This window comes from Lacticaseibacillus manihotivorans DSM 13343 = JCM 12514 (genome assembly GCF_001435035.1).
Lineage (GTDB): Bacteria > Bacillota > Bacilli > Lactobacillales > Lactobacillaceae > Lacticaseibacillus > Lacticaseibacillus manihotivorans.
Genome location: NZ_AZEU01000179.1, coordinates 28,682 through 48,685, shown reverse-complemented (window position 1 = coordinate 48,685; position 20,004 = coordinate 28,682). Strand labels below are relative to the sequence as shown.

General features: G+C 49.0%; 19 protein-coding genes. 5 read left to right on the top strand and 14 right to left on the bottom strand.

Annotated features, from left to right (window positions below):
- Nucleotides 1-528: 528 nt before the first annotated feature.
- The 9 genes from mreC to FD01_RS10460 all read right to left on the bottom strand — a co-directional run bounded on the left by mreC (nt 529) and on the right by FD01_RS10460 (nt 9,101).
- Nucleotides 529-1,389, bottom strand: coding sequence for a rod shape-determining protein MreC (gene mreC / locus FD01_RS10500; protein ID WP_056964181.1), 861 nt, complete (start codon nt 1,387-1,389; stop codon nt 529-531).
- Nucleotides 1,390-1,414: 25 nt separating this feature from the next.
- Nucleotides 1,415-2,419, bottom strand: coding sequence for a rod shape-determining protein (locus FD01_RS10495; protein ID WP_054714400.1), 1,005 nt, complete (start codon nt 2,417-2,419; stop codon nt 1,415-1,417).
- A 105-nt stretch (nt 2,420-2,524) separates the two neighbouring features.
- Entirely contained in the window at nt 2,525-3,193 is a 669-nt protein-coding gene (gene radC, locus FD01_RS10490; protein ID WP_056964180.1) for a RadC family protein, read from the bottom strand.
- Between the two features lie 33 nt (nt 3,194-3,226).
- Nucleotides 3,227-3,856: an HAD family hydrolase gene (locus FD01_RS10485; RefSeq protein ID WP_054714409.1), complete on the bottom strand. Its 630-nt coding sequence runs from the start codon at nt 3,854-3,856 to the stop codon at nt 3,227-3,229.
- Entirely contained in the window at nt 3,849-5,135 is a 1,287-nt protein-coding gene (locus FD01_RS10480) for a bifunctional folylpolyglutamate synthase/dihydrofolate synthase (RefSeq protein WP_054714412.1), read from the bottom strand. The genes FD01_RS10485 and FD01_RS10480 overlap by 8 nt, the downstream gene beginning before the upstream one ends.
- 114 nt (nt 5,136-5,249) lie before the next feature.
- Nucleotides 5,250-6,614, bottom strand: coding sequence for a L,D-transpeptidase family protein (locus FD01_RS10475; protein WP_056964178.1), 1,365 nt, complete (start codon nt 6,612-6,614; stop codon nt 5,250-5,252).
- A 247-nt stretch (nt 6,615-6,861) separates the two neighbouring features.
- Nucleotides 6,862-7,536, bottom strand: coding sequence for an ABC transporter ATP-binding protein (locus FD01_RS10470; protein WP_056964176.1), 675 nt, complete (start codon nt 7,534-7,536; stop codon nt 6,862-6,864).
- Nucleotides 7,537-7,538: 2 nt separating this feature from the next.
- A complete protein-coding gene (locus tag FD01_RS10465) occupies nt 7,539-8,597 on the bottom strand; it encodes an ABC transporter permease (protein ID WP_056964174.1) in 1,059 nt (352 codons plus the stop codon).
- A gap of 15 nt (nt 8,598-8,612) precedes the next feature.
- Entirely contained in the window at nt 8,613-9,101 is a 489-nt protein-coding gene (locus FD01_RS10460; protein ID WP_056964172.1) for a TetR/AcrR family transcriptional regulator, read from the bottom strand.
- 339 nt (nt 9,102-9,440) lie between these two features.
- Here FD01_RS10460 and FD01_RS10455 point away from each other — a divergent pair, with 339 nt between their 5' ends.
- The 3 genes from FD01_RS10455 (at nt 9,441) to FD01_RS10445 (ending at nt 12,717) form a co-directional block, all read left to right on the top strand.
- Nucleotides 9,441-10,643, top strand: coding sequence for an MFS transporter (locus FD01_RS10455; RefSeq protein ID WP_056964170.1), 1,203 nt, complete (start codon nt 9,441-9,443; stop codon nt 10,641-10,643).
- Entirely contained in the window at nt 10,627-11,457 is an 831-nt protein-coding gene (gene nadC / locus FD01_RS10450; RefSeq protein WP_054714418.1) for a carboxylating nicotinate-nucleotide diphosphorylase, read from the top strand. The genes FD01_RS10455 and nadC overlap by 17 nt, the downstream gene beginning before the upstream one ends.
- Nucleotides 11,458-11,646: 189 nt before the next feature.
- A complete protein-coding gene (locus FD01_RS10445) occupies nt 11,647-12,717 on the top strand; it encodes a GGDEF domain-containing protein (protein WP_056964161.1) in 1,071 nt (356 codons plus the stop codon).
- Between the two features lie 667 nt (nt 12,718-13,384).
- On the opposite strand, the gene map is transcribed toward FD01_RS10445, so the two are convergent.
- Together map and FD01_RS10435 are read right to left on the bottom strand one after the other, a co-directional pair.
- Nucleotides 13,385-14,182 (bottom strand): type I methionyl aminopeptidase, encoded by a 798-nt coding sequence (gene map / locus FD01_RS10440; protein ID WP_054714424.1) that lies wholly within the window; start codon nt 14,180-14,182, stop codon nt 13,385-13,387.
- Nucleotides 14,183-14,233: 51 nt separating this feature from the next.
- Nucleotides 14,234-15,166: an NAD-dependent epimerase/dehydratase family protein gene (locus tag FD01_RS10435; protein WP_054714426.1), complete on the bottom strand. Its 933-nt coding sequence runs from the start codon at nt 15,164-15,166 to the stop codon at nt 14,234-14,236.
- A 112-nt stretch (nt 15,167-15,278) separates the two neighbouring features.
- Here FD01_RS10435 and FD01_RS10430 point away from each other — a divergent pair, with 112 nt between their 5' ends.
- Together FD01_RS10430 and FD01_RS10425 are read left to right on the top strand one after the other, a co-directional pair.
- Nucleotides 15,279-15,737, top strand: coding sequence for a flavodoxin (locus FD01_RS10430; protein ID WP_054714428.1), 459 nt, complete (start codon nt 15,279-15,281; stop codon nt 15,735-15,737).
- Between the two features lie 133 nt (nt 15,738-15,870).
- Nucleotides 15,871-16,341: a glutathione peroxidase gene (locus FD01_RS10425; RefSeq protein ID WP_054714431.1), complete on the top strand. Its 471-nt coding sequence runs from the start codon at nt 15,871-15,873 to the stop codon at nt 16,339-16,341.
- A 47-nt stretch (nt 16,342-16,388) separates the two neighbouring features.
- On the opposite strand, the gene FD01_RS10420 is transcribed toward FD01_RS10425, so the two are convergent.
- From FD01_RS10420 to FD01_RS10410, 3 genes are read right to left on the bottom strand one after another with little or no spacing between them, the layout of a single operon-like run.
- Nucleotides 16,389-17,549: a hydroxymethylglutaryl-CoA synthase gene (locus FD01_RS10420; RefSeq protein ID WP_056964159.1), complete on the bottom strand. Its 1,161-nt coding sequence runs from the start codon at nt 17,547-17,549 to the stop codon at nt 16,389-16,391.
- Nucleotides 17,546-18,802, bottom strand: a complete 1,257-nt coding sequence (locus FD01_RS10415; RefSeq protein WP_056964194.1) for a hydroxymethylglutaryl-CoA reductase, degradative — start codon at nt 18,800-18,802, stop codon at nt 17,546-17,548. Before FD01_RS10415 ends, FD01_RS10420 begins: the two co-directional genes overlap by 4 nt.
- A 2-nt stretch (nt 18,803-18,804) precedes the next feature.
- Nucleotides 18,805-19,980 carry an acetyl-CoA C-acetyltransferase gene (locus FD01_RS10410; protein ID WP_056964157.1) on the bottom strand — a complete coding sequence of 392 codons (1,176 nt, stop codon included), beginning with the start codon at nt 19,978-19,980 and terminating at the stop codon, nt 18,805-18,807.
- Nucleotides 19,981-20,004 lie beyond the last annotated feature (24 nt).

Sequence of the window (20,004 nt, the reverse complement as noted above, 5' to 3'; positions counted from 1 at the left end):
TTCTCGCTGGGCTCTAAGCGGTAAACCGCTAAGAGCCCCACGGCTGATGACCAGCCCGCCTCCGCGCTTTTTGTCTCCACCCACAGATTTTCTTCGATGGTATAACTGGCTTACAGATTAAATACCCTCACGTTGCCCTATCATTAGTTAACTTGGATGTGATATCAACGTTCACATCATACGTTTCGTAGCCATCAGGTGTCAGTTGTCTGCCGTAGTGGAAGTGATTTGAAATTGGGACGGAAGCTGGCCGGCTCGACGTGGTGAGAATCTCGTTAGCGGTTTACCGCTTATGAGATTCCGCAGGGAAAGATCCGGCGAGTGGGGAGCGTAGCGACACATCTCGGCTAGCTTTCCCGAGGACCCTCTCCACGTCGAGCCGTGCCAGCTGGAGTCCCAATTTCAAATCACTGTAACGGAGATAGACCACTGGCGCCTGATGGCGAGCCTGAAACACTTACGATGCCGGACATCGATCGTAGTGAAACACAAAAACCGGGACGCACAAGGTTGCAGTCCCGGTCCAGGTTAGTTGCTGGCGATCGTGCGTGCGATCACCGTGACAACACTTAAGTCATCAAGATTGGCAGCAGGCTTTAAGTAAACAGTGTTGGCCAAGCCGTAATCATCTTTTTTGATGGTTTCGACTGTGCCTAACAACAGGCCTTTAGGCGTGGCGCCACCTAAACCTGACGTGACCACTTGCTGGCCTTTTTTGATATTTTTATCAGTATTGAGCTGACCTAAGATCAAGTAGCCGGTTTTGGCTTGATAGCCGGTGATCACACCATTGATGGTATCGCCACTTTTGGTGGTGATCTGCGCGGCAAAATGATCAGCCGCTTTGTTATCCGTGGATAACATTTCGACTTTGGCATTAGTTTTGTTGACTTCGACAATGCGGCCGACCACCCCAGAGCCTGACATCACTGGCATATTTTTCTTGACGCCAGCACCAGAACCTTTGTTGATGGTGACCATGTTGCGCCAGTCACTCGGGCTGCGCAGCATGACGGAAGCACTGATTTGGTCATAATCGGTCAATGTGCCATCGAGTTTGAGTTGCTTCTTTAAGGCTTTGTTTTCAGTGCGCAAGGTTTGGTTTTGCACCTTGGTTTGGGCGAGATCTTCAATTTGCGCTTTCAGTGATTTGTTTTCGCTGTAAGCATTCATCAAATCGGAAATATCGTCTAAGCCACCTTTGACCCACTGGGCCGGCGCCGACACAATGCGTGCGCCGATGCCGACCACGTCGTTACCCACTTGCTGGATAACTGGAGGCGTACTTTTTTTGTCGCGAACCGCAACAGAAAAAGAGATCATGCCCAAACTCAGCAAAATCGCGACCATGACCACGATCAGTTTTTTATTTGAGAAGAACTTGTTCATGTCACACTCGCTCTCATTCTACGGCTTAGTGTTTCTTTAAAACCTCGATGTTTTTCAGCGATTCACCAGTCCCAATGGCCACACAATCCAATGGGTCTTGGGCGATAAATACTGGCACTTGCGCAGCGTCAGAAATCACTTCAGACAAGTGCTTCAACAAAGCACCACCGCCGGTTAACACGATGCCGTGGTCGATAACATCGGCAGCGATTTCTGGGCTGGTTTCTTCCAAGGTTTCTTTAACAGCATCGATGATCGCCAAAACGGCTTCATTGATGGCATTGGCAATGTCAACAGCAGTCACTTCCACCGTCTTTGGTAAACCGGTCAACAAGTCACGCCCACGAATGGTCATGCCATCGATTTCTTTGGCGCGTTCGATCGATGCCGAACCGATTTCCATTTTAATGTCTTCGGCAGTGCGTTCGCCGATCAACAAGTTGTATTGTTGGCGAACATATGAGATCACGGCTTCATCCATTTTGTCACCAGCCATACGGATCGAACGGCTGGACACGATGCCACCTAAGGAAATCGTGGCAACGTCAGTGGTACCACCGCCGATATCAACCACCATGGAACCAGTTGGATCCATGACGGGCAAACCAGCACCAATGGCTGCGGCATAAGGTTCTTCGATGACGAAGGCTTCCTTGGCGCCGGCAACTTTGGCGGCATCAATGACAGCGCGCTTTTCAACTTCAGTGACGCCGCTTGGGACACAGATCATCACTTCTGGATGGGCGCCATTGCCACCGAGGGCTTTTTCCATGAAATACTTCAGCATCGCAGCGGTCGTGTCGTAGTCAGCGATCACGCCGTCTTTCATTGGGCGGATCGCGGTCACGTTCGCCGGGGTGCGGCCGATCATGGCCCGGGCTTCTTCACCTACAGCGATAATGTCGCCGGATTGTGTGTTTTTGGCAACAACAGAAGGTTCGTGTAAAACGATGCCTTTGCCGTCGACATAAACTAAGGTGTTAGCAGTGCCGAGATCGATCCCGATATTTTTAGCTCCTAATCCAAACAAGATGTTCTCTCCTTCAACGCGTTTCTGTAATGTGGTCTAACAGATTATAGCACAACTTCCATTGGCACTGGTGTCATCGACCCCCAAATTCGCCTAGTTAAGGGATTATTTGAAAAAATTTAACCCTTGATGATGCCTTGCAAACGAATAATAATCATGTGCCCCGATGATCACATGATCAAGCACCACCACCCCGATCAATTCACCCGCTTGCACAAATCGACGTGTCACCAACACATCTGCTTGGCTAGGCGTCACATTGCCGCTGGGGTGATTATGCACCAAAATCAAACTCGCCGCATGGACCTTCAGTGCTTGGCTAAACACCACCCGCGGTTCAGCATCCGCTTGGGCTAAGCCACCCAGGGCCACAGGCATTTCTTGAATCACCTTCAACTGCGTATCCAACAAAAACGCTAGCACATGTTCTTGTGGACTCGCCCCAAGTCTTGGCATCAGTTCTGCCGCCAGACTTTCAACGGATAACACTTCGCCATAGCGCTTGGTACTTTGTTCCACCACCCGGCGACCAAATTCGATCGCCGCCAATAACCCTGCCGCTTTGCTCAAACCGATGCCAGAAATAGCCATCAACTGCTTGGCATCGATGAGATTTAAGCCTTGAAAATCTGGAAATGTGCCTAATAATTCAGCGACGATTTGGCTCATCGGGGCTTGTTTGCTCCCAGTGCGCAACAACACCCGGTACAATTCAGCATCGCTTAATGCACTGGCACCATTTTGGACAATACGTTCATATAGATCAGGCTTCATTTCGCTACCCCCTCACTATATAAATTATGCAAATTAGGCGTGAATCATCTTTTCAAGTTCAAAAAGATTGTCGATCAGTTCGTCAGCCAGATGGGATCGCGGCGCCAAATCTTGCACTTGGACACATGTCAGACCGGCTGCTTTCGCTGATCGCACGCCAACTGGACTATCTTCAACTGCCAGGATATGAGCTTTTGGGAGATTCAATTGACTCATCGCCTGCAAATATAAATCAGGTGCAGGTTTTGTGCGACCTTGTTCTCGCGTGATGACCACATCAAAGACATCTGACCAATGGGTATTTTGCAACATATGATGCGTGTATTCAGCAGTTGAAGTCGTCACTAAAGCCAACTTGATTTGCTGGAGTTTCAACGCGCGTAACAACGCATCAGCGCCAGGTTGCGCCAGACTTTCTGGCCGGTCGATCCGAGCGTCAACAAAATCCTGCGTCAATTGCGCAAATTCAGCTTGCTGACCGGGATCGATCAGGCGATTCAATTGGCTTTGAAACTGCGCATCGCTGATCCCCACAAGCGGTAGGAAGTCCTCGCAGGTCAACAGATAACCCATTTGCTGGGCAGCGTGGACATTACCTGCCAGATACAACCATTCAGAATCCACCAACGTCCCATCTAGATCGAAGCACACCGCTTTAATCATAATCGCTTCCCAATAACGCTTGGCGCACCGCTGCCACTAAATACAACGAACCGGTAATGATCAATGGTTCTTCACTCTGTTCTTGCGTGTATGCGGCCAAGGCTTCTTGCCAAGAATCAAAGTGGGTAACTGTGTCAGGATAATCCCCAACTTTTGTCGCCCGTGGGGTATCCGGTACTGGCACCAACCATAAGCGATGGTCCCGGCCAGATAACGCCTCAATCATGGCTTCCACGGCTTTATCTTTGAGGACACCGGCGATCACGGTCAATTCTTGTTGCCCAAACAGCCCGTCGAGTGTTTTCACCAAGCCATGAATGCCTTGAGGATTATGCGCACCGTCTAAAATGATCAGCGGCTGATCCGAAATTTTTTCCATTCGCCCAGGCCAAGTGCTGGCTTTGACGCCTTTGGTAATTTCATGATCGCTCAATGGCCACCCCATCTCTTGTGCGTATGCTTTGGCCGCCGTGATCGCCACCGCCATGTTGGCCGGTTGATAACTGCCGACTAATGGCATCGTGAGTTGGCGGATGCGATCATGTTGACTGTAATAGTCAAAGTGCATCCCCCAATCAAACGTCGACGGGTGTTTTGCGGCGAAATCTTCGCCATATTGTTGCCAATCACTATGCATCTCCCGCACCCGATCGGCGACGACCACTTGTGCTTCATCTGGTAAAATACCAGTCACCACCGGAACGCCCGCTTTAATGATCCCGGCTTTGTGGCCGGCAATGCTGGTCAAGGTATTGCCTAATAACGCTTGATGATCAAAGCCGACGCTAGTGATCACTGAAACTTTCGGCATGATGACATTAGTTGAGTCTTCGCGTCCGCCGATGCCCACTTCGATCACTGCCACGTCCACTTGTTCCGATTTGAAATAAGTCAGCGCCAGCGCCGTGATGAATTCAAATTCAGTCACCACAAAACCAGGCTGCTGGGTTTGCAGATCTTGTAAGACTTGCGCCCCATGCGTGGTCAATTCCGCCAAGCGGTCGTCTTCAATATTTTGATGGTCGATGCGCAGCCGTTCGTTGAACCGCATGATAAACGGCGACGTAAACAAGCCAACGGTCAACCCACTGGCTTCTAAAATATGGCTGATGGCATTGGCCACGGAACCTTTGCCATTGGTGCCAGTGACATGAATATAAGCTTGATCTTGTTGCGGGTTGCCCATTGCGTCAAGCAACGCGGTAATGCGATTTAAGGTGCCATCTTTGGCTAAGCGTGGCAGCGCATGAATGTATTGAATACTGGTTTGATAATCCAAAAAGCTGACCCCCGAGGATTTCGATAATACCTTCAGTATACCGCATTTATCCCACTGACTTTTTGCGCAAATAAAAAACATCGATCACCGCAAAGGCTGATCGATGTTTATCAATTAAAAGACGATAACTGGTGTCCCCAGTGGCACTGCGGCGTATAATTTGGCCATAAATGAAACTGGGTTGTTCACACAGCCATGTGAGCCGTGCTTCTTGTACCAATCACCACCGAATTTCGGCTGCCATGACGCATCATGTAAACCGACGCCGGTGTAATCGATCGGCATCCAGTACGATGCTTTTGAGGCATAGTTTGAGCCATCATCATTTTTCCCGGTCAAGGTCTTGTTTTGGGTCTTGTTCCAAACAAAATCCACACCTTTAGGAGTATCTTGGCCAGGTTTACCGGTGACGACTGCTGAATCCAAGACCAGTTTGCCATCTTTATAGAAGTATTCGTGCTGATTGGTCACATCCACTTCCACATAGGTGCTACCGATATCTGAGCCATCGCTGTGGTAGCCGGAGCCTTCCCATGACACTTCTTTGGTAAAGTCTTGGCCTTTTTTGATTTCGGCGACTAAGTTCTTAGCCGTCGCCGTTTGTAAAATGGTCCAGCCATAAGTCCCGGCTGGCACGATCACAGTGCCGCGCTTCGTGGACTTAAAGGTCCGCGTTTTGCCATACGTGTTGTAAGTGTTGGCGAGCTCTGCTGTGTAAGCTTCAACTTTCGCTAAGTCCACTTGCACGCCATTATCATAGCTCAACCAGCTTTGCAACTTGCTAGTTGGGATCGTCACGAGTTTGTTGGTGATTTTGACTTGGGCTTTGATGCTGGCGATTTGGGATAATTCCTTGGCGGCTTTCTTCAACGTCGCAGAAGTTGACGTGACTTTAGGCTGGGTGTATGCCGTGGACACGGTAACTGTCGCCTTGTCCGAAGAGACGGCTTTGGTCACGGCGCTCGCTAACTTGGCAGCATCGATTTGATTGCCGGCTTGTTCTTTTTGCACCACGTATTTGCCACTTTCAGCCACCACTTTGGCATCCACTGGTGCTTTGCGGGTTTGATTGAGCTTGTCAGTCAACTGTTTGGTGTAGGCGACTAAGGTCTTATTGCCTGTGGTCAACACCGCTTTGTCTTGACTTTGGGCCAAAACCGTTGCCGATAAGGCCCAAGGGTTTTGCTTTTTAAGCAAAGTGGTTAACGTTTGGGTAAAGTTTTGCTTCAACCCCAACGCAGTCCCTGAGGCAGTGGCGACAGTTTTTGAACCGTCGACTAATTTCAATGAGCTGTTGGTGAAATGGGTCCGCAAGGCTTTGTTTGCTTGGGTCACTGTTTGGTCGCCGACATCTACCCCTAACACTTGAGTCTTGGGTAAAAATCGGTTTTGGTAGTGATGGGAACGCAATGCATAGCCACCAATGGCTAATAATGCGATCACCAACACGCCGCCAAACCAGACACGTTTATTCTTCATGAATGAGTCACTCCTTGACTGCCAATCCGCATCAACAAAATTCGCAGTAATTATATCACAACTAAACCGTAGACCTAGAATGTGAAGTTTTAACGAAGGTGGCTGCGTTTCAAAGTCTGACTCAGCTAACAGTTAAGCTTTACGCCAGTTTGCATGCGCCCTTCAATTCTATAATACAATTATTTCAGTTAAATGACAATTATTGCACAGCGATTTGGGAAAAATAAGGTCAAAAAGTTAGCAAACGCTATTGTGCTTGAGTCAACCGCCCATCGACCATATCATACACGTGATCTGCCAAAGCACGCAGGCGCACATCATGGGTCACGATCACCACGGCTTTTTGCCGATCATGCGCCAAATCTTGCAACAATTGCCCAACTTGCATCACCCGCGTCGAGTCTAGCGCTGCCGTCGGCTCATCGGCTAACACCACGGCTGGATCTGGATACAACGCCCGTGCAATGGCCACGCGCTGTTGTTGGCCGCCGGAAAGCGAACTTGGATACGCATTGACGAACGGCGTCAGGCCTAATTCTTCTAACAAGTGCGTCAAAGCGTCGGCAGACAAGTTGCCAGATTTTTTAACGTGATCAACTAACTTGAATTGTTCGTTCACCGTCAGAAATGGTAACAAGTGATACGCCTGCAAGACAAAGCCTAAATGATTCAAGCGCAGTTGCTCTTTTTGCTTGGCAGAAGCTTGGCCTAATTCAACGCCAGCCACTTGCACATTGCCCTTTGTCGGCGTCAATAACCCACCGGCGATCGTCAACAGCGTACTTTTGCCGCTACCAGACGGGCCTAAGATCAGACTGAGCTCGCCAGCCTTGGCTTCAAAATTCACATCGTGTAATACTTGGACGCGACTAGCGCCAGTGCCGAAGAACTGATCGACATGTTCAATTTTTAATGCTTGCATCCTTAGCCTCCGATCACGCTGACAGGGTCAACTTTCAAAATACTGCGCACAGGGATCACCGCACCGAGCATCGCGATGACTACCAATGCTAACGCCACTGCGCCTAAAATCGGCACATCAAAGGCCATCGGCACCGCACTTGGCATCGCCATGGCGGTGACCACGGTCAAAATCACGCCGATCACAAGCCCCGAAATCACCATTAAAAAGGCTTGACTCAACGTGCTTTTAACCAGCACTGAGCCTGGAATGCCTTGGGCGCGCAATACCGCATAGTTTTGTTGTTTTTGCATCGTCAAAATGTACAAGAACACCGCGATGACGATCAGGGAGATCACCAACAAAAAGCCGATCATCATTTCAAAGGTCATATTCTGGGCAGAATAACCAGGTAACTTTTGCACAAAGGTATCCTTATCATATGTATGCAAGGCGGAATTGCCAGCTTTTGGGGCAGTTTTCGTCGAAACAATGGCACTGGCGATCATCGTCGTTGGGACATTCTTCAACGTTGCCCAAGCGGATAAACGGCCATAAGCCACTGGCGCGACACTCATTTTGGCATTGTGGGTAAAGCCGACGATGGTGTAGGCATGGGCATTGCCGTTGAGCTTGAAAGTATCACCGAGTTTGTAGCCAGATTCTTTAAACGCATCATCGACAACTAATTGGTAACGGCTTTTCGCCAAGTGACCGCTTGTTAACGTGATCTTCTTGGCCACAAATTGGTCGTTATCTAAACCGATAAACGTCCCAGAAACCTGATCATGGCCAGACTTTTTGGCCACGATCGGCGCTTGCGCAATGTAGGCCTGCGACTTCGGTAAAGTACTCGGCGCTTGGGATTTTTTAATCAAGGATTGCGATAAGCTGATATCCGCATCTTTGTTCATGATGATGCTTTGCATCCCCCATGAATTGATTGCATCCGTGTTTTGTTGGGCGAGGCCTAATGCCAAGCTCGTCAGGATAAAAATCAAGTAGCTGATCAACACGATCATCGCGATGATCAAGCTGTAGCGCAATTTTTCTTTGCGCATTTCTTTCAACGCTAAAAACATAAAGTTCCCCCTTAATTATTCGGCAAGTTTAGCCAACGCATGTTTTAAGTTGGCAAGATGTTGCGCCTTGTGTTCTGAGTCGATCAAGCTTAAGCGAATCGTTTCATGGCAAAGCGTCATTTGCGCCCAAGCGATCGGCGGCAAATCAACAGTTGGTTGGTGACTCGGCAACATTGCGGCATTATGCGCAAAATGTTGCCGCAACAAGTCGTGATACTCAGAATCCACCGCACCATTAACAAAATCCGCAGTCGCTTGATACATATCGCCAGATTTCGGCACATTACGATGGACAGCTTGCATCACCTGCCCAAACAAATATAAATAAGCATCTTGTAAATCAGAAAAATAATGATAAAACGCCCCGCGCGCAATATTCGCCGTTGAAACGATTCGAGCCACTTGCGCGTCAGCTAACGCATGCGTCGAGAATTCTTTGAGTAAAGCCGCTTCAACGCGCTCTTGTTTTGCTTGCGGGAGGTTTTGATACATTGTGGAAACCATGGTTTTTCCCCTTTTATGTATAAATGACACCGTGTCAACAAAACCAGTATACCGTTTGTTGACACGGTGTCAACGAATTGTTCTCAATTTAGTGATACAAATTTCTTTTGTCCAATTTCAGAAACCAGCTCAAGCGAGCCCCAATTTTTTTCACCAGCGAACGCCAACGGCACCACGCATCCCGACAAGGTTTATTAAGTCGTTGATCCACAATCGCATCGTGCCCTTACATTTGAATTGATGGCCATATCTTGACTGTGTCAGGTCTTGAGTGTAAGCTCATAATCAACCTCGAATATCATTATTAAAATTAAATCAAATCGAGGTCGGAGGATTTTGATGAAAACACCAAAGCACTTATTATTGATCGTGGGGACGGCGTGGCTATTTGATGCCATGGATGTCGCCTTGCTCTCATTCATTATGCCGCTGTTGAAAACTGAATGGTCTTTGACCGGCACGCAATTAGGTTTGGTAGGCGCCATGACGTCTATCGGGATGATTTTTGGCGCTGTGCTATGTGGGCGCTTAGCTGATGCTTACGGTCGCAAGCATGTGTTGATGGGCACGCTGATTTTATTTTCTGTCAGCAATTTAGCATTAGCCTTTGCGCCAAATGTCGAATGGTTTATGGCCATTCGGGTGGTGACCGGCTTTGGCCTTGGTGGCGAGTTACCAGTGGCAGCCACCATGTTGGCGGATCACTTCACTGGCGTCAAGCGTTCGCAGATGTTGGTGTTAGGCGATAGCTTTTGGGCTTGGGGCTGGATCGTCGCTAGCTTGATTGCCTTCTTAGTGATGCCGGCTTTTGGTTGGCGGATCGCTGTGGCCATCACTTTAGTCGCAGCCTTATATGCGTTTATTTTACGGGAACACTTACCAGCAGAACCCAAACACGTTAAAACAGCGCATGCGCCTTTTGCCGAATTGATGAAGCCAGCACACTTTAAACCATTGGCCACCTTGAGTGTGATGTGGTTTATCGTGATGTTGACGTATTATGGGATTTTCTTGTGGTTGCCAAGTGTGTTGACGATGCGCGGCTTTTCGATTGTCAACTCTTTGGGTTACACCTTGGCGATGAGTATTGCCCAACTACCTGGTTACTACTTGGCCGCTTGGTTGATGGGCAAAGTCTCGCGCAAGTTGATCATGGGCATTTACTTAGTCGGCACCATCATTGCCGCTTTGGTCTTTGGCAATGCCAGCTCCACGGCGATGATCTTAGTCGCAGGTGCTGCATTATCCTTCTTTGACCTCGGCGCTTGGGGCACGTTGATTGCCTTGACCCCTGGCCAATTTCCCAAAATTATTCGCGGGACAGCCATGGGGACTGCACAATCGATCGGTCGCATCGGCGCCACTGTTGGGCCATTTTTAGTCGGTTGGTTGTTTGACGCTGGCTTTGGCATTCATGGGGTGTTTGGTTTATTCGTTGGTTTATTGATCATCGCCTTGATTGTCTTAGTCTTCGGCGTTAAAGACGACAACATTGTAGACGTCACAGAATCGCAGGTGGCCGATAATGCCGCTAAGCTATAAACGCGTTGCGCCAGATCTACAACGCTTTTTGGATGAAGATCTCGGTCGTGGCGATCTCACTGCCCCACTTTTGACTGGACGCAAAGGGGCTGGGGTGTATCTGGCCAAAACTGCTGGCGTGATCGCCGGTTTACAGATCCCTGAATTTCTGTACCAACTACTCGGCACAAAAATCAGCTATCACCCGTTGGTTCAAGAAGGCCAATCTGTCTCAGCTGGTACGCCGATCGCCGAGGCAGCTGGTGATTTGGCCATTTTATTGGCCGCTGAGCGCTTAAGCTTGAATTTGATGCAACGCTTATCCGGTATCGCCACTGCAACCAAACAGGCAGTCGATACCTTAGCTGACCCTAGCATTCAAATTCTCGACACGCGCAAAACGGCGCCTGGTTTGCGGCAATTTGATAAATACGCGGTGCGCGTCGGCGGCGGGGTGAACCATCGCTTAGGCCTCGATGACATGGCGATGCTCAAAGATAATCACTGGGCGGCCGTTGGCAATTTAAGCCAAGCCATTCAGCTCCTGCACCAGGTGAATGGCCCCACAAAAATGATCGAAGTCGAATGTGAGTCACTCGCGCAAGTTAACCAAGCCATTCAAGCGCATGCAGACATCATCATGTTTGATAACCAAACCCCTGACACGGTGAAAGCTTGGCAACAGTTGATCCCGGCTGGTATTCAAACTGAGATCTCTGGCGGGATCGAACTCAGCAACTTGCATGATTACGCCGGTTGTGGGGTAAACTTCTTATCGTTGGGTTACTTGACCAATCGCGTGGTCAATTTGGATATCAGCTTCAATCAACGCTAACGCTAAAAAGTCGACACCACGTCGGCTTTTTATTTTGCTCTGCACGAAGTCTCCGAGAATCACACATTTTGCGTTGGAAAATCGCAATTTACAGACAAATATTTTTATCGTATTGGCGAAAATCATTGACGTACCGACAAAAATTGCGCATATTAATAAGTAATCGCAATGGTCTGGGGGAGCATCGCCATGTTGACAGAATACGCCTTGAATATGTTCTTAGTGGTGATTTCAACACTAGGCTTCATGTCTGTTTATAATCAAATCGATGTCGGCACGCACAAACGCGTCGTCAAACAAAAAACACTGAATAAAATTTCGCTTCAATATCCACAAGTGATCTATATCGGTGCGATGATGATTTTGTTGGCCTTTTTTATCCATGGGACGCATGGGACGTTGGATTGGGTTTGTCGCAACTTGTTGATCATTATTGTGATTTACTCTAATTTGCTATTTGGGAGTATTTGGGAGTTTGTGATCATTCAAGTGATCGCCACTGGCATCTTTTTGATCGAAGCGCAAGTCACAGTTTTGACCAGTCTGGTATTTGTGCTGGCATCGCTGGTGGTGTTTTCCGAGCGCTGGTATGGCCCCAAGCTCGTCAATCGCCGTTTTTGGTATATGTTGCCACCGATGATCATTGGGGCGGCATTTTGGTGGGCGACCTTCATGAGTGAAAAAGATTTGTCTGCCACTGCTGCTGGCGTCAATTACTTGGTATTCTTTTGGTCGTATTTAGCCTTGTGGGATCTGGATACTTATTTAGCCAAAGATCAACGCTTATTGGTGCGCCTCAATCACGAGGTGCAATACGACGGCTTGACCAAAGCGCGCAATTGGCTGACCTTCCAGCGCGACTGCAACCGCGCCTTTCAACAACAAAATGCCGAGCAACCTTTGGCCATTGCGACCTTTGATATCGATCACTTCAAGCAGATCAACGATGCCTTTGGTCATTTAGTCGGCAATCAAGTCTTGATGACCACCACCGTGCGCATCAAACATGCCTTACATATTGCTGATGATCATTACAAGCTTTACCGCACTGGTGGGGATGAATTCTGCTTGATTTTACCCAATGTTGACGCTGCTTCGGCAAACAAGCTGGCCCAAGAAACGATGGCCCAACTCAAACGCCCGGTTTTGGCTAACGGCTTAAAAATCAACGTTACCGGCTCATTGGGTTTAGCCTTAGTTGATGACGCCGATAGCAGCGCCACTGCCGCCTATCAGCGCGCTGATGAATATTTATATTAATCCAAGCGCTTAGGCCCTGGCAATATCACGATCAATGGCAAGCTCCAATAAAAAACAAGCGATTCAGACTCGTCAGTTGACGTCTGAACCGCTTATTTTTTGCGCGACCGCGTCAAGTTGCAACTTCTCTGCCTGAACCGATTCATTGCACAACAAATCCACGAAACAGTTGCCTCTTTCGTGGATTCTTGGCTGTACGCCTATTTGATTACGTTCATGCCGTTCAATCTACAGTGATTCTCAAGGCGTTTCTGCGTAGCCTCGGCTTCTTGGGCCTTGACCGCTTTGATCACTAATCAGCTCTGCATTGCCTTTCGTGCACAGACGTCGACTTGCTTCCCATGTTGCCATGAGGGCATTACTCCCGGCGGTTACTTGGTTTGAGTCCGAGTTGGACCCTTCTATGCCGGCACTCTGGAACTGGAGATCTAACGGAGCTCGACAGTGAAGCCCAGTCGCTACGGGATAGTCTCCATTGTTTAGCGGGCACTGCCGCCCGTCGCGAAGTGGTACGGGTGACCTGCGCTAAGCCACTCACTCCTCATAGAATTCAAGCATATGATAACGCATTTCGCTTGCCGTGACAAGACTATCACTTATAAACGTTTTTTCTAAAAAAGTCTCACCAGCATCGCGACAATCAGCGATACTGGTGAGACTCAGACGTTTAGTCAAGCAAATACTTGGCGTCAAATTCCTTATCATAACTGGTCAAGATCTTTGGACCGTCGTTAGTGATGACGATGGTGTGTTCAAATTGGGCACAGTCAGAACCATCAGCGGTGACATAGTATTCCCAATCTTCATTCGGCACTTCTTTAGCCGCGATCTTCCAAGTCCCAGTAGTGATCATTGGTTCGATGGTGATGGTCATCCCCGCCTTTAAGCGCAAGCCATGACCGGCTTCACCATAGTGCGGCACGTTGGGGCTCTCGTGCATCGTTGGCTGGATGCCGTGGCCGATCAATTCGCGGACATCGCCGTAGTTGTTTTCAACTTCGGTGAATTGTTGGATCGCGTGACCGATGTCGCCGATGCGGTTGCCGACTTGCGCTTGTTCAATGCCCAAGTACAACGCCTTTTTAGTGTCATCTAATAATTTTTGCCGTTTGTCGGAAACTTTGCCAACGGCGTATGACCGGCAAGCATCAGACATATAACCTTGCCAGTTGACTACCGTGTCAACAGACACGATGTCGCCATCTTTAAGCATTAAGCCTTTGCGCGGAATCGAATGCGCAACTTCATCGTTGATGGCAACACAAGTGGCGTAGCGATAGCCTTCAAAGCCTTTTTCTGCCGCGACGGCGCCGTGGGATTCGATCCATTCGTTGGCGAATTTTTCAATTTCCCAACTGGAGATCCCTGGACGAATGATGTCGTCAAGCTTTGCTAACATGCCAGCTAAAATGGCACCGGATTTAGCCATGCCTTCAATTTCACGTGGTGATTTCAGTGTGATCAAAATGTGCACTTCCTATTTTTTTCTTCCATTCCAGTGTAACACAACTGTGCGTTATTTCACGGAATCAGCGTAGATCTTCAAGCCGGCTTTCAAAGGCGTATGCGTCATGAAACCAAAAGCGTTGATTTTATCAACGTTGGCATATGAATCGCGGATATCGCCTTGGCGTGCTTCTTTGTAAGTGGCGTTCAAAGTTTTGCCGGTAATTGCCTGTAAGTCGTCAGCCACTTGTTGCAAGGTGGTTTGTTGGCCATTGGCAATGTTGAAGACATCTGCCCGCGCTTCTGGCGTATGCAATAAGCCGATGATGGCAGATACCACGTCGCCAACAAAGACAAAGTCGCGGGTTTGACCACCATCGCCGAAGAAGGTGAACGGCTTGTCGTTTTGCAAGGCATTCATGATGATGGACAAGACGCCGGAATATGGAGACGCTGGGTTTTGCTTGGGACCAAAGACGTTAAAGAAGCGCACCGTGACAAAAGGCAGGTCATACAAACGCGAATAGTTGATGATTGCGCGTTCCGTGGCGTACTTGTCTACCGCATATTGGGTCAGCGGATCCACCGCCAAGGTTTCGACTTTAGGCAAGATTGGGTTTTCGCCATAAACCGCGGCGGAACTGGCGAAGAATAACTTCTTTAATGGCAGATGTTCACGGCGAATGGTTTCGATGATGTTTAAGTTGGCTTCTTGGTTGATCTCATGGGTGTCATATGGGCGATCAACAGAATCAGCAACACTGGCGATTGCTGCCAGCAGCACGATGTAGTCAAATTTTTCATTGATCAACAGTGCTGACATGAAGTCGTGATCGGTAATGTCGTGTTTGATGAAGGTTACTTTGTCACTATCAGGAAGATTACTCAACAACCCCATCGATAAGTCATCTACCACAGTGATCTGATTATCACCTTTGATCAATTCATCGACTAAATTCGAGCCGATAAAACCGGCCCCGCCTGTTACCAAATATTTGGACATGTTGCGCCTCCTAAGAATGTTGTCTATATTCTACCACACTTGGGCAACTAGTCGCCGCAGCTGAAGTTTGCTATAATGGCGGTTAAAGTGAATTAACGAAAGGAAGTCCAACATGGTCAAAGCAGCAATCGTATATGCCAGCATGACAGGCAATAACGAAGAAATCGCAGGCATCGTCGAAGAAGAATTCGAAAAGTATGGGGTCGAAGTGGACACCACTGAAGTTTCGCAAGCAGATGCTGAGGACTTCGAAGACGTAGACATTTGTGTCGTGGCCACTTACACCTACTCTGATGTCGGCGACGGTGTATTACCTGATGAAGCCGTTGATTTTTACGATGATCTTAAAGAACTCGATTTATCCGGCAAAGTGTTTGGGACTTGTGGATCTGGCGACACCTTTTACGACGACTTTTGCACCAGTGTCGATGACTTCGCCAAAGCCTTCGAGGAAACTGGGGCCACTAAAGGGGCAGAATCCGTCAAAATCGACCTCGCGCCTGAAGATGATGATATCAAAAAGCTTGAAGTCTTCACCAAAGCCTTGGTGGATAAGCAAGCCAGCTTGTAATGAAATCAAGCGCAAGGCCGCCGCGCCTTGTGCTTTTTGTTTGCCCTATTTGGGAACTGAAAGCGTTTCTCATTTGCATCGTGCGCAATTGATTTGAACGTGATATAGTTAAATCAGAAAGCAGGTGTGCGAAATGATTTATGATTACGACGTCACATTGGAAAATGGCGACACCTATTCGATGAGCAAATACCGCGGCCACCCCTTGGTGATCGTAAACACGGCAACCAAGTGCGGCTTTGCCCCGCAGTTCAAACAATTGGAAAGTTTATACGAACAGTTCAAAGACCAAGGCTTAGTGGTATTAGGCTTTCCGTCCAACCAATTCAAACAAGAACTCGCTGACGGTCAAGCTGCAGCTGAGGCTTGTCGGTTGACTTATGGGGTGTCCTTCCCCATGCACAGCATGACCATCGTCAACGGCGAGGAAGCCGATCCCTTGTTTAACGAATTGAAACATGATGCCCCTGGCGTTTTAGGCGAAGCCATCAAGTGGAACTTCTGCAAGTTCTTAGTTGACGCTGATGGTCATGTCGTTGAACGCTTCGCCCCAAAAACTAACCCGAACAAAATGATCCCAAGCATTGAAAAACTCTTGAAATAAAAATATGCCCGTCACCGATGATTGCATCCGTGGCGGGCATATTTTGATTAACGCGCTAGATATTGGCGTTCTTGATCTTTGACACCAGTCAACACAAAGCGGCCGGCAAAGTATTGCGGATCGGCTTGGTAATCGCCTGCCGCGTATGGCACTTTATCATTGAAGACTGCTTCATATTCCGGCACGGACAACTGCTTGCGATCATCTAACAATGCGGCATGTTGCGCGGCGTGCAAGTATTGTTCAAAACCGTCAACCAATGTTGCAGAGAAGAATTCCCCAACCGCGCCGGAACCGTACGAGAACAACCCCAACGTATCGCCTGCTTGCAAACTATCATCTAAATCAAGCATTGACAGCAAGCCCAGATACAAAGACCCGGTATACAAGTTCCCAACGCGGCGGGAATATTGAATCGAACGATCAAAATGGGCCATTAAATCCGCTTGCTTAGCCTCATCGCCTTCAGGCAGCGCTAACCGCAACGCTTTTAAACCCATTTTGGTATAAGGTAAGTGGAAGCAAAGGGCTTTGAAATCAGCGAGAGTTTTGCCAGTGGTGGCCTTGTAGCGATCCCAAACTTGTTGGAAAAAGTCCAGATATTGGGCCGTGGAGTACTTCCCTTTAGCTAACGCGGTATCTTGATAAACTGGCCGCCAGAAATCCATGATCGAATCACTGCGGTATACCGAATCGTCATTGATCGTCAAAATGTGCGGATCTTTTGAGACAATCATGGCCACCGCACCAGCGCCTTGCGTTACTTCGCCGCCTGTGGCTAACCCATAGCGGGCAATATCTGAAGCGATCACCAAGGCTTGTTGATCGGGATGTGCCGCGACAAAATCACGCGCCATCATCAAAGCCGCAGTCCCGCCGTAACAAGCTTCTTTAATTTCCACGGCGCGCGCCCAAGGACTCAGATTCAATAACTTTTGGATATACAACGCGCCAGCTTTTGATGCATCGATCCCAGACTCGGTGCCTAACGCGATCAAGCCGATGTGATCATTTTCAGATAAAATGCTAGCCGCAGCGTCTGCGCCCATAGTCACAATGTCTTGTGAACTCGGCGCGACGGCTTGTTGGTCTTGGCCGATTCCGATCGTGTATTTGTCTGGTTCATCCCCGCGGGCTTTGGCCAATTCGATCAAATCCACATAAAATGCTGGCGTTGCCATCCCGATACGATCAATTCCGATACTCATTTTTGTTCCCCTTTTTCATCACGAATGCGCCCTAAAATGTCTTTGGCAGTGGCAAGATTTTTGGTTTGCGTTTGCAAGGCTTGCGCTACTTGCTGGATTTCGTCCCCTGATGCGCCGGCTTGAATCGCCAACGCATTGGCCTGTAGCGCCATGTGTCCCGCTTGAATGCCAGGCCCGGCTAACGCACGCAAAGCGGCAAGATTTTGCACCAACCCTAACGCGACTAACACTTGTTGCAAAGTGGCAACGTCTTGATAATTGCCAAGGCGCTTGGCGGCTTGAGCGGCTGGCAAAGCGCTGATCGCCCCGCCGACAATACCAACTGGCAGAGGCAAACTTAACTGACCGATCAATTGATCAGCTTCCAAATGCCACGTACTCAAACCCACATAATGACCGCTGGCTGCCGCATAAGCATGAACGGCGGCACTCACAGCCCGGGTATCATTTCCACTAGCCAACACTGCCGCAGAAATGCCATTCATGATGCCTTTGTTATGCGTCACGGCGCGGGCCACATCGACTTGCGCCAAGTCACTTAAGGCTGCGATTTTGCGCGCAATAGTTGGCCCATCCGTGGTTTTAGTTTGTAAGGTCTCAACACTTAAGGCCACTGACGCGGTGGTCAACTGCCGATCTTCATTGCTTAAAATTGCGACTAAGGCGTCGGCATTCAGCCATTGCTTGAGTTGTCCAGCGACTGCTTCGCAAATCGTGTTGACAATGTTAGCACCCATCGCTTGTTGCACATCAATGATCAAACTGATTTTCAAAAAATGCGCCAAAATTTGCGTTTCAACTTTTTGCAAACCGCCACCGCGCCGCACAATCGATGGATGAGCGGCATCTGCCAAGCTTCTGATTTCCGCTCGGCGCGCGTTGATCATTTGCTGAGCACCCGGAAGATCAGCCAACTGATCAAACACGATTTCGCCGACGACCACATGTTTTGCCGCTGTGGTGGTCACCCCACCGTTAAACTTCGCAATGCGGGCACCATTTGAAGCCGCGGCAATCACAGAAGGTTCTTCCGTAGCCATCGGCACTTGATAAACTCGGCCATTGACCATTAAATCTTTGGCCACGCCTAACGGTAAAGCAAATTGGCCGATTTGATTTTCGCTTAAGGCATCCGCAATGGCTGCAGGCAGAACTTGTGGGTCAGCCCAAAAGTCTGCGTCAGCAGGCGTCAAATTTTCTGATTGCACTAAGGCTGCTCGCCGCTGCGCCGGTGTCATTTGGTAAAATTTCACCATCAGCGGCTCACCTGCATCGCCACGGCCATCCCGCCGCCGATACACAAGGCGCCGATACCGCGGTGTTGCTCATTTTGCGCCAGTTCATGCACCAAAGTCACCATCAAACGAGCACCACTTGCACCTAAGGGATGGCCTAAAGCAATGGCGCCACCACGCGGATTCACGCGAGTCATGTCCACGTGCAAGTCGCGCGTGACCGCCACGCTTTGAGAGGCAAAGGCTTCATTTAATTCTAAAGTATCGATATCAGATAGATCAGTATCCGTTTTGCGGACCAACTTTTCGATCACAGACTTTGGGGCATAACCCATGATCCGCGGTGCGATGCCGCCTTCAGCAAACCCATCGATGGTTGCGAGCCAAGTTAAACCTAATGCTTCCGCTTTGCTTTGCGTCATTAAAATCATCGCTGCTGCACCATCATTGATGCCACTGGCGTTGCCAGCCGTCACAGTGCCGTTTGCCCGAAATGATGGTCGCAAATGGGCCAGTTTTTCGGCGCTGGTATCAGGGCGTGGGCCTTCATCAGTGACCACAACCACATCGCCTTTGCGAGCATGCACAGTCACTGGTGCGATTTCATCGGCAAACACGCCGGCTTGTTGGGCGGCGACGGCTTTTTGATGCGACGCTAAGGCAAACGCATCTTGTTGTTCGCGGGTCACTTGATATTCATTGGCGACATTTTCTGCGGTGATGCCCATCGGTTCATGGCTGAACGCATCAGATAAGCCGTCTTGCATCATGCCATCGACAAATGAAACATCACCGAGCTTGTGGCCATGGCGCATGTTTGGCGCGTAAAAAGGCGTTTGGCTCATATTTTCGGTACCACCGACTAACACAATGTCTGCGTCCCCCATAAGGATCGCACTTTGGCCTAAACGGATGGCTTTCAAACCGCTACCACAGACTTCATTGATGGTCATGGCCGTGCTGGTTTCTGCCATACCGACACCTAAGGCAATTTGTCTGGCCACATTTTGGCCAGAGTTTGCTTGTAACACATTTCCGAAAATGGCTTGATCAATTTGCTCTGGATCGATTCCAGCAGCTTGAATAGCAGCCGCACCGGCCGCCTGCCCTAATTCTACGGCTGATACCGAACTCAATGCGCCGCCGAACTTCCCGATCGCGGTGCGTTTTGCACTGACAATGACAATGGTATCCATAACATCCTCCAAATCGTTGCGTCG

Bases quoted from the DNA above. Each gene is read 5' to 3' on its own strand.
- mreC (WP_056964181.1), bottom strand. From the start codon at position 1,389: ATGAACAAGTTCTTCTCAAATAAAAAACTGATCGTGGTCATGGTCGCG.
- radC (WP_056964180.1), bottom strand. From the start codon at position 3,193: ATGAAGCCTGATCTATATGAACGTATTGTCCAAAATGGTGCCAGTGCA.
- FD01_RS10485 (WP_054714409.1), bottom strand. From the start codon at position 3,856: ATGATTAAAGCGGTGTGCTTCGATCTAGATGGGACGTTGGTGGATTCT.
- FD01_RS10475 (WP_056964178.1), bottom strand. From the start codon at position 6,614: ATGAAGAATAAACGTGTCTGGTTTGGCGGCGTGTTGGTGATCGCATTA.
- FD01_RS10470 (WP_056964176.1), bottom strand. From the start codon at position 7,536: ATGCAAGCATTAAAAATTGAACATGTCGATCAGTTCTTCGGCACTGGC.
- FD01_RS10465 (WP_056964174.1), bottom strand. From the start codon at position 8,597: ATGTTTTTAGCGTTGAAAGAAATGCGCAAAGAAAAATTGCGCTACAGC.
- FD01_RS10460 (WP_056964172.1), bottom strand. From the start codon at position 9,101: ATGGTTTCCACAATGTATCAAAACCTCCCGCAAGCAAAACAAGAGCGC.
- FD01_RS10455 (WP_056964170.1), top strand. From the start codon at position 9,441: ATGAAAACACCAAAGCACTTATTATTGATCGTGGGGACGGCGTGGCTA.
- nadC (WP_054714418.1), top strand. From the start codon at position 10,627: ATGCCGCTAAGCTATAAACGCGTTGCGCCAGATCTACAACGCTTTTTG.
- FD01_RS10445 (WP_056964161.1), top strand. From the start codon at position 11,647: ATGTTGACAGAATACGCCTTGAATATGTTCTTAGTGGTGATTTCAACA.
- FD01_RS10435 (WP_054714426.1), bottom strand. From the start codon at position 15,166: ATGTCCAAATATTTGGTAACAGGCGGGGCCGGTTTTATCGGCTCGAAT.
- FD01_RS10430 (WP_054714428.1), top strand. From the start codon at position 15,279: ATGGTCAAAGCAGCAATCGTATATGCCAGCATGACAGGCAATAACGAA.
- FD01_RS10425 (WP_054714431.1), top strand. From the start codon at position 15,871: ATGATTTATGATTACGACGTCACATTGGAAAATGGCGACACCTATTCG.
- FD01_RS10420 (WP_056964159.1), bottom strand. From the start codon at position 17,549: ATGAGTATCGGAATTGATCGTATCGGGATGGCAACGCCAGCATTTTAT.
- FD01_RS10410 (WP_056964157.1), bottom strand. From the start codon at position 19,980: ATGGATACCATTGTCATTGTCAGTGCAAAACGCACCGCGATCGGGAAG.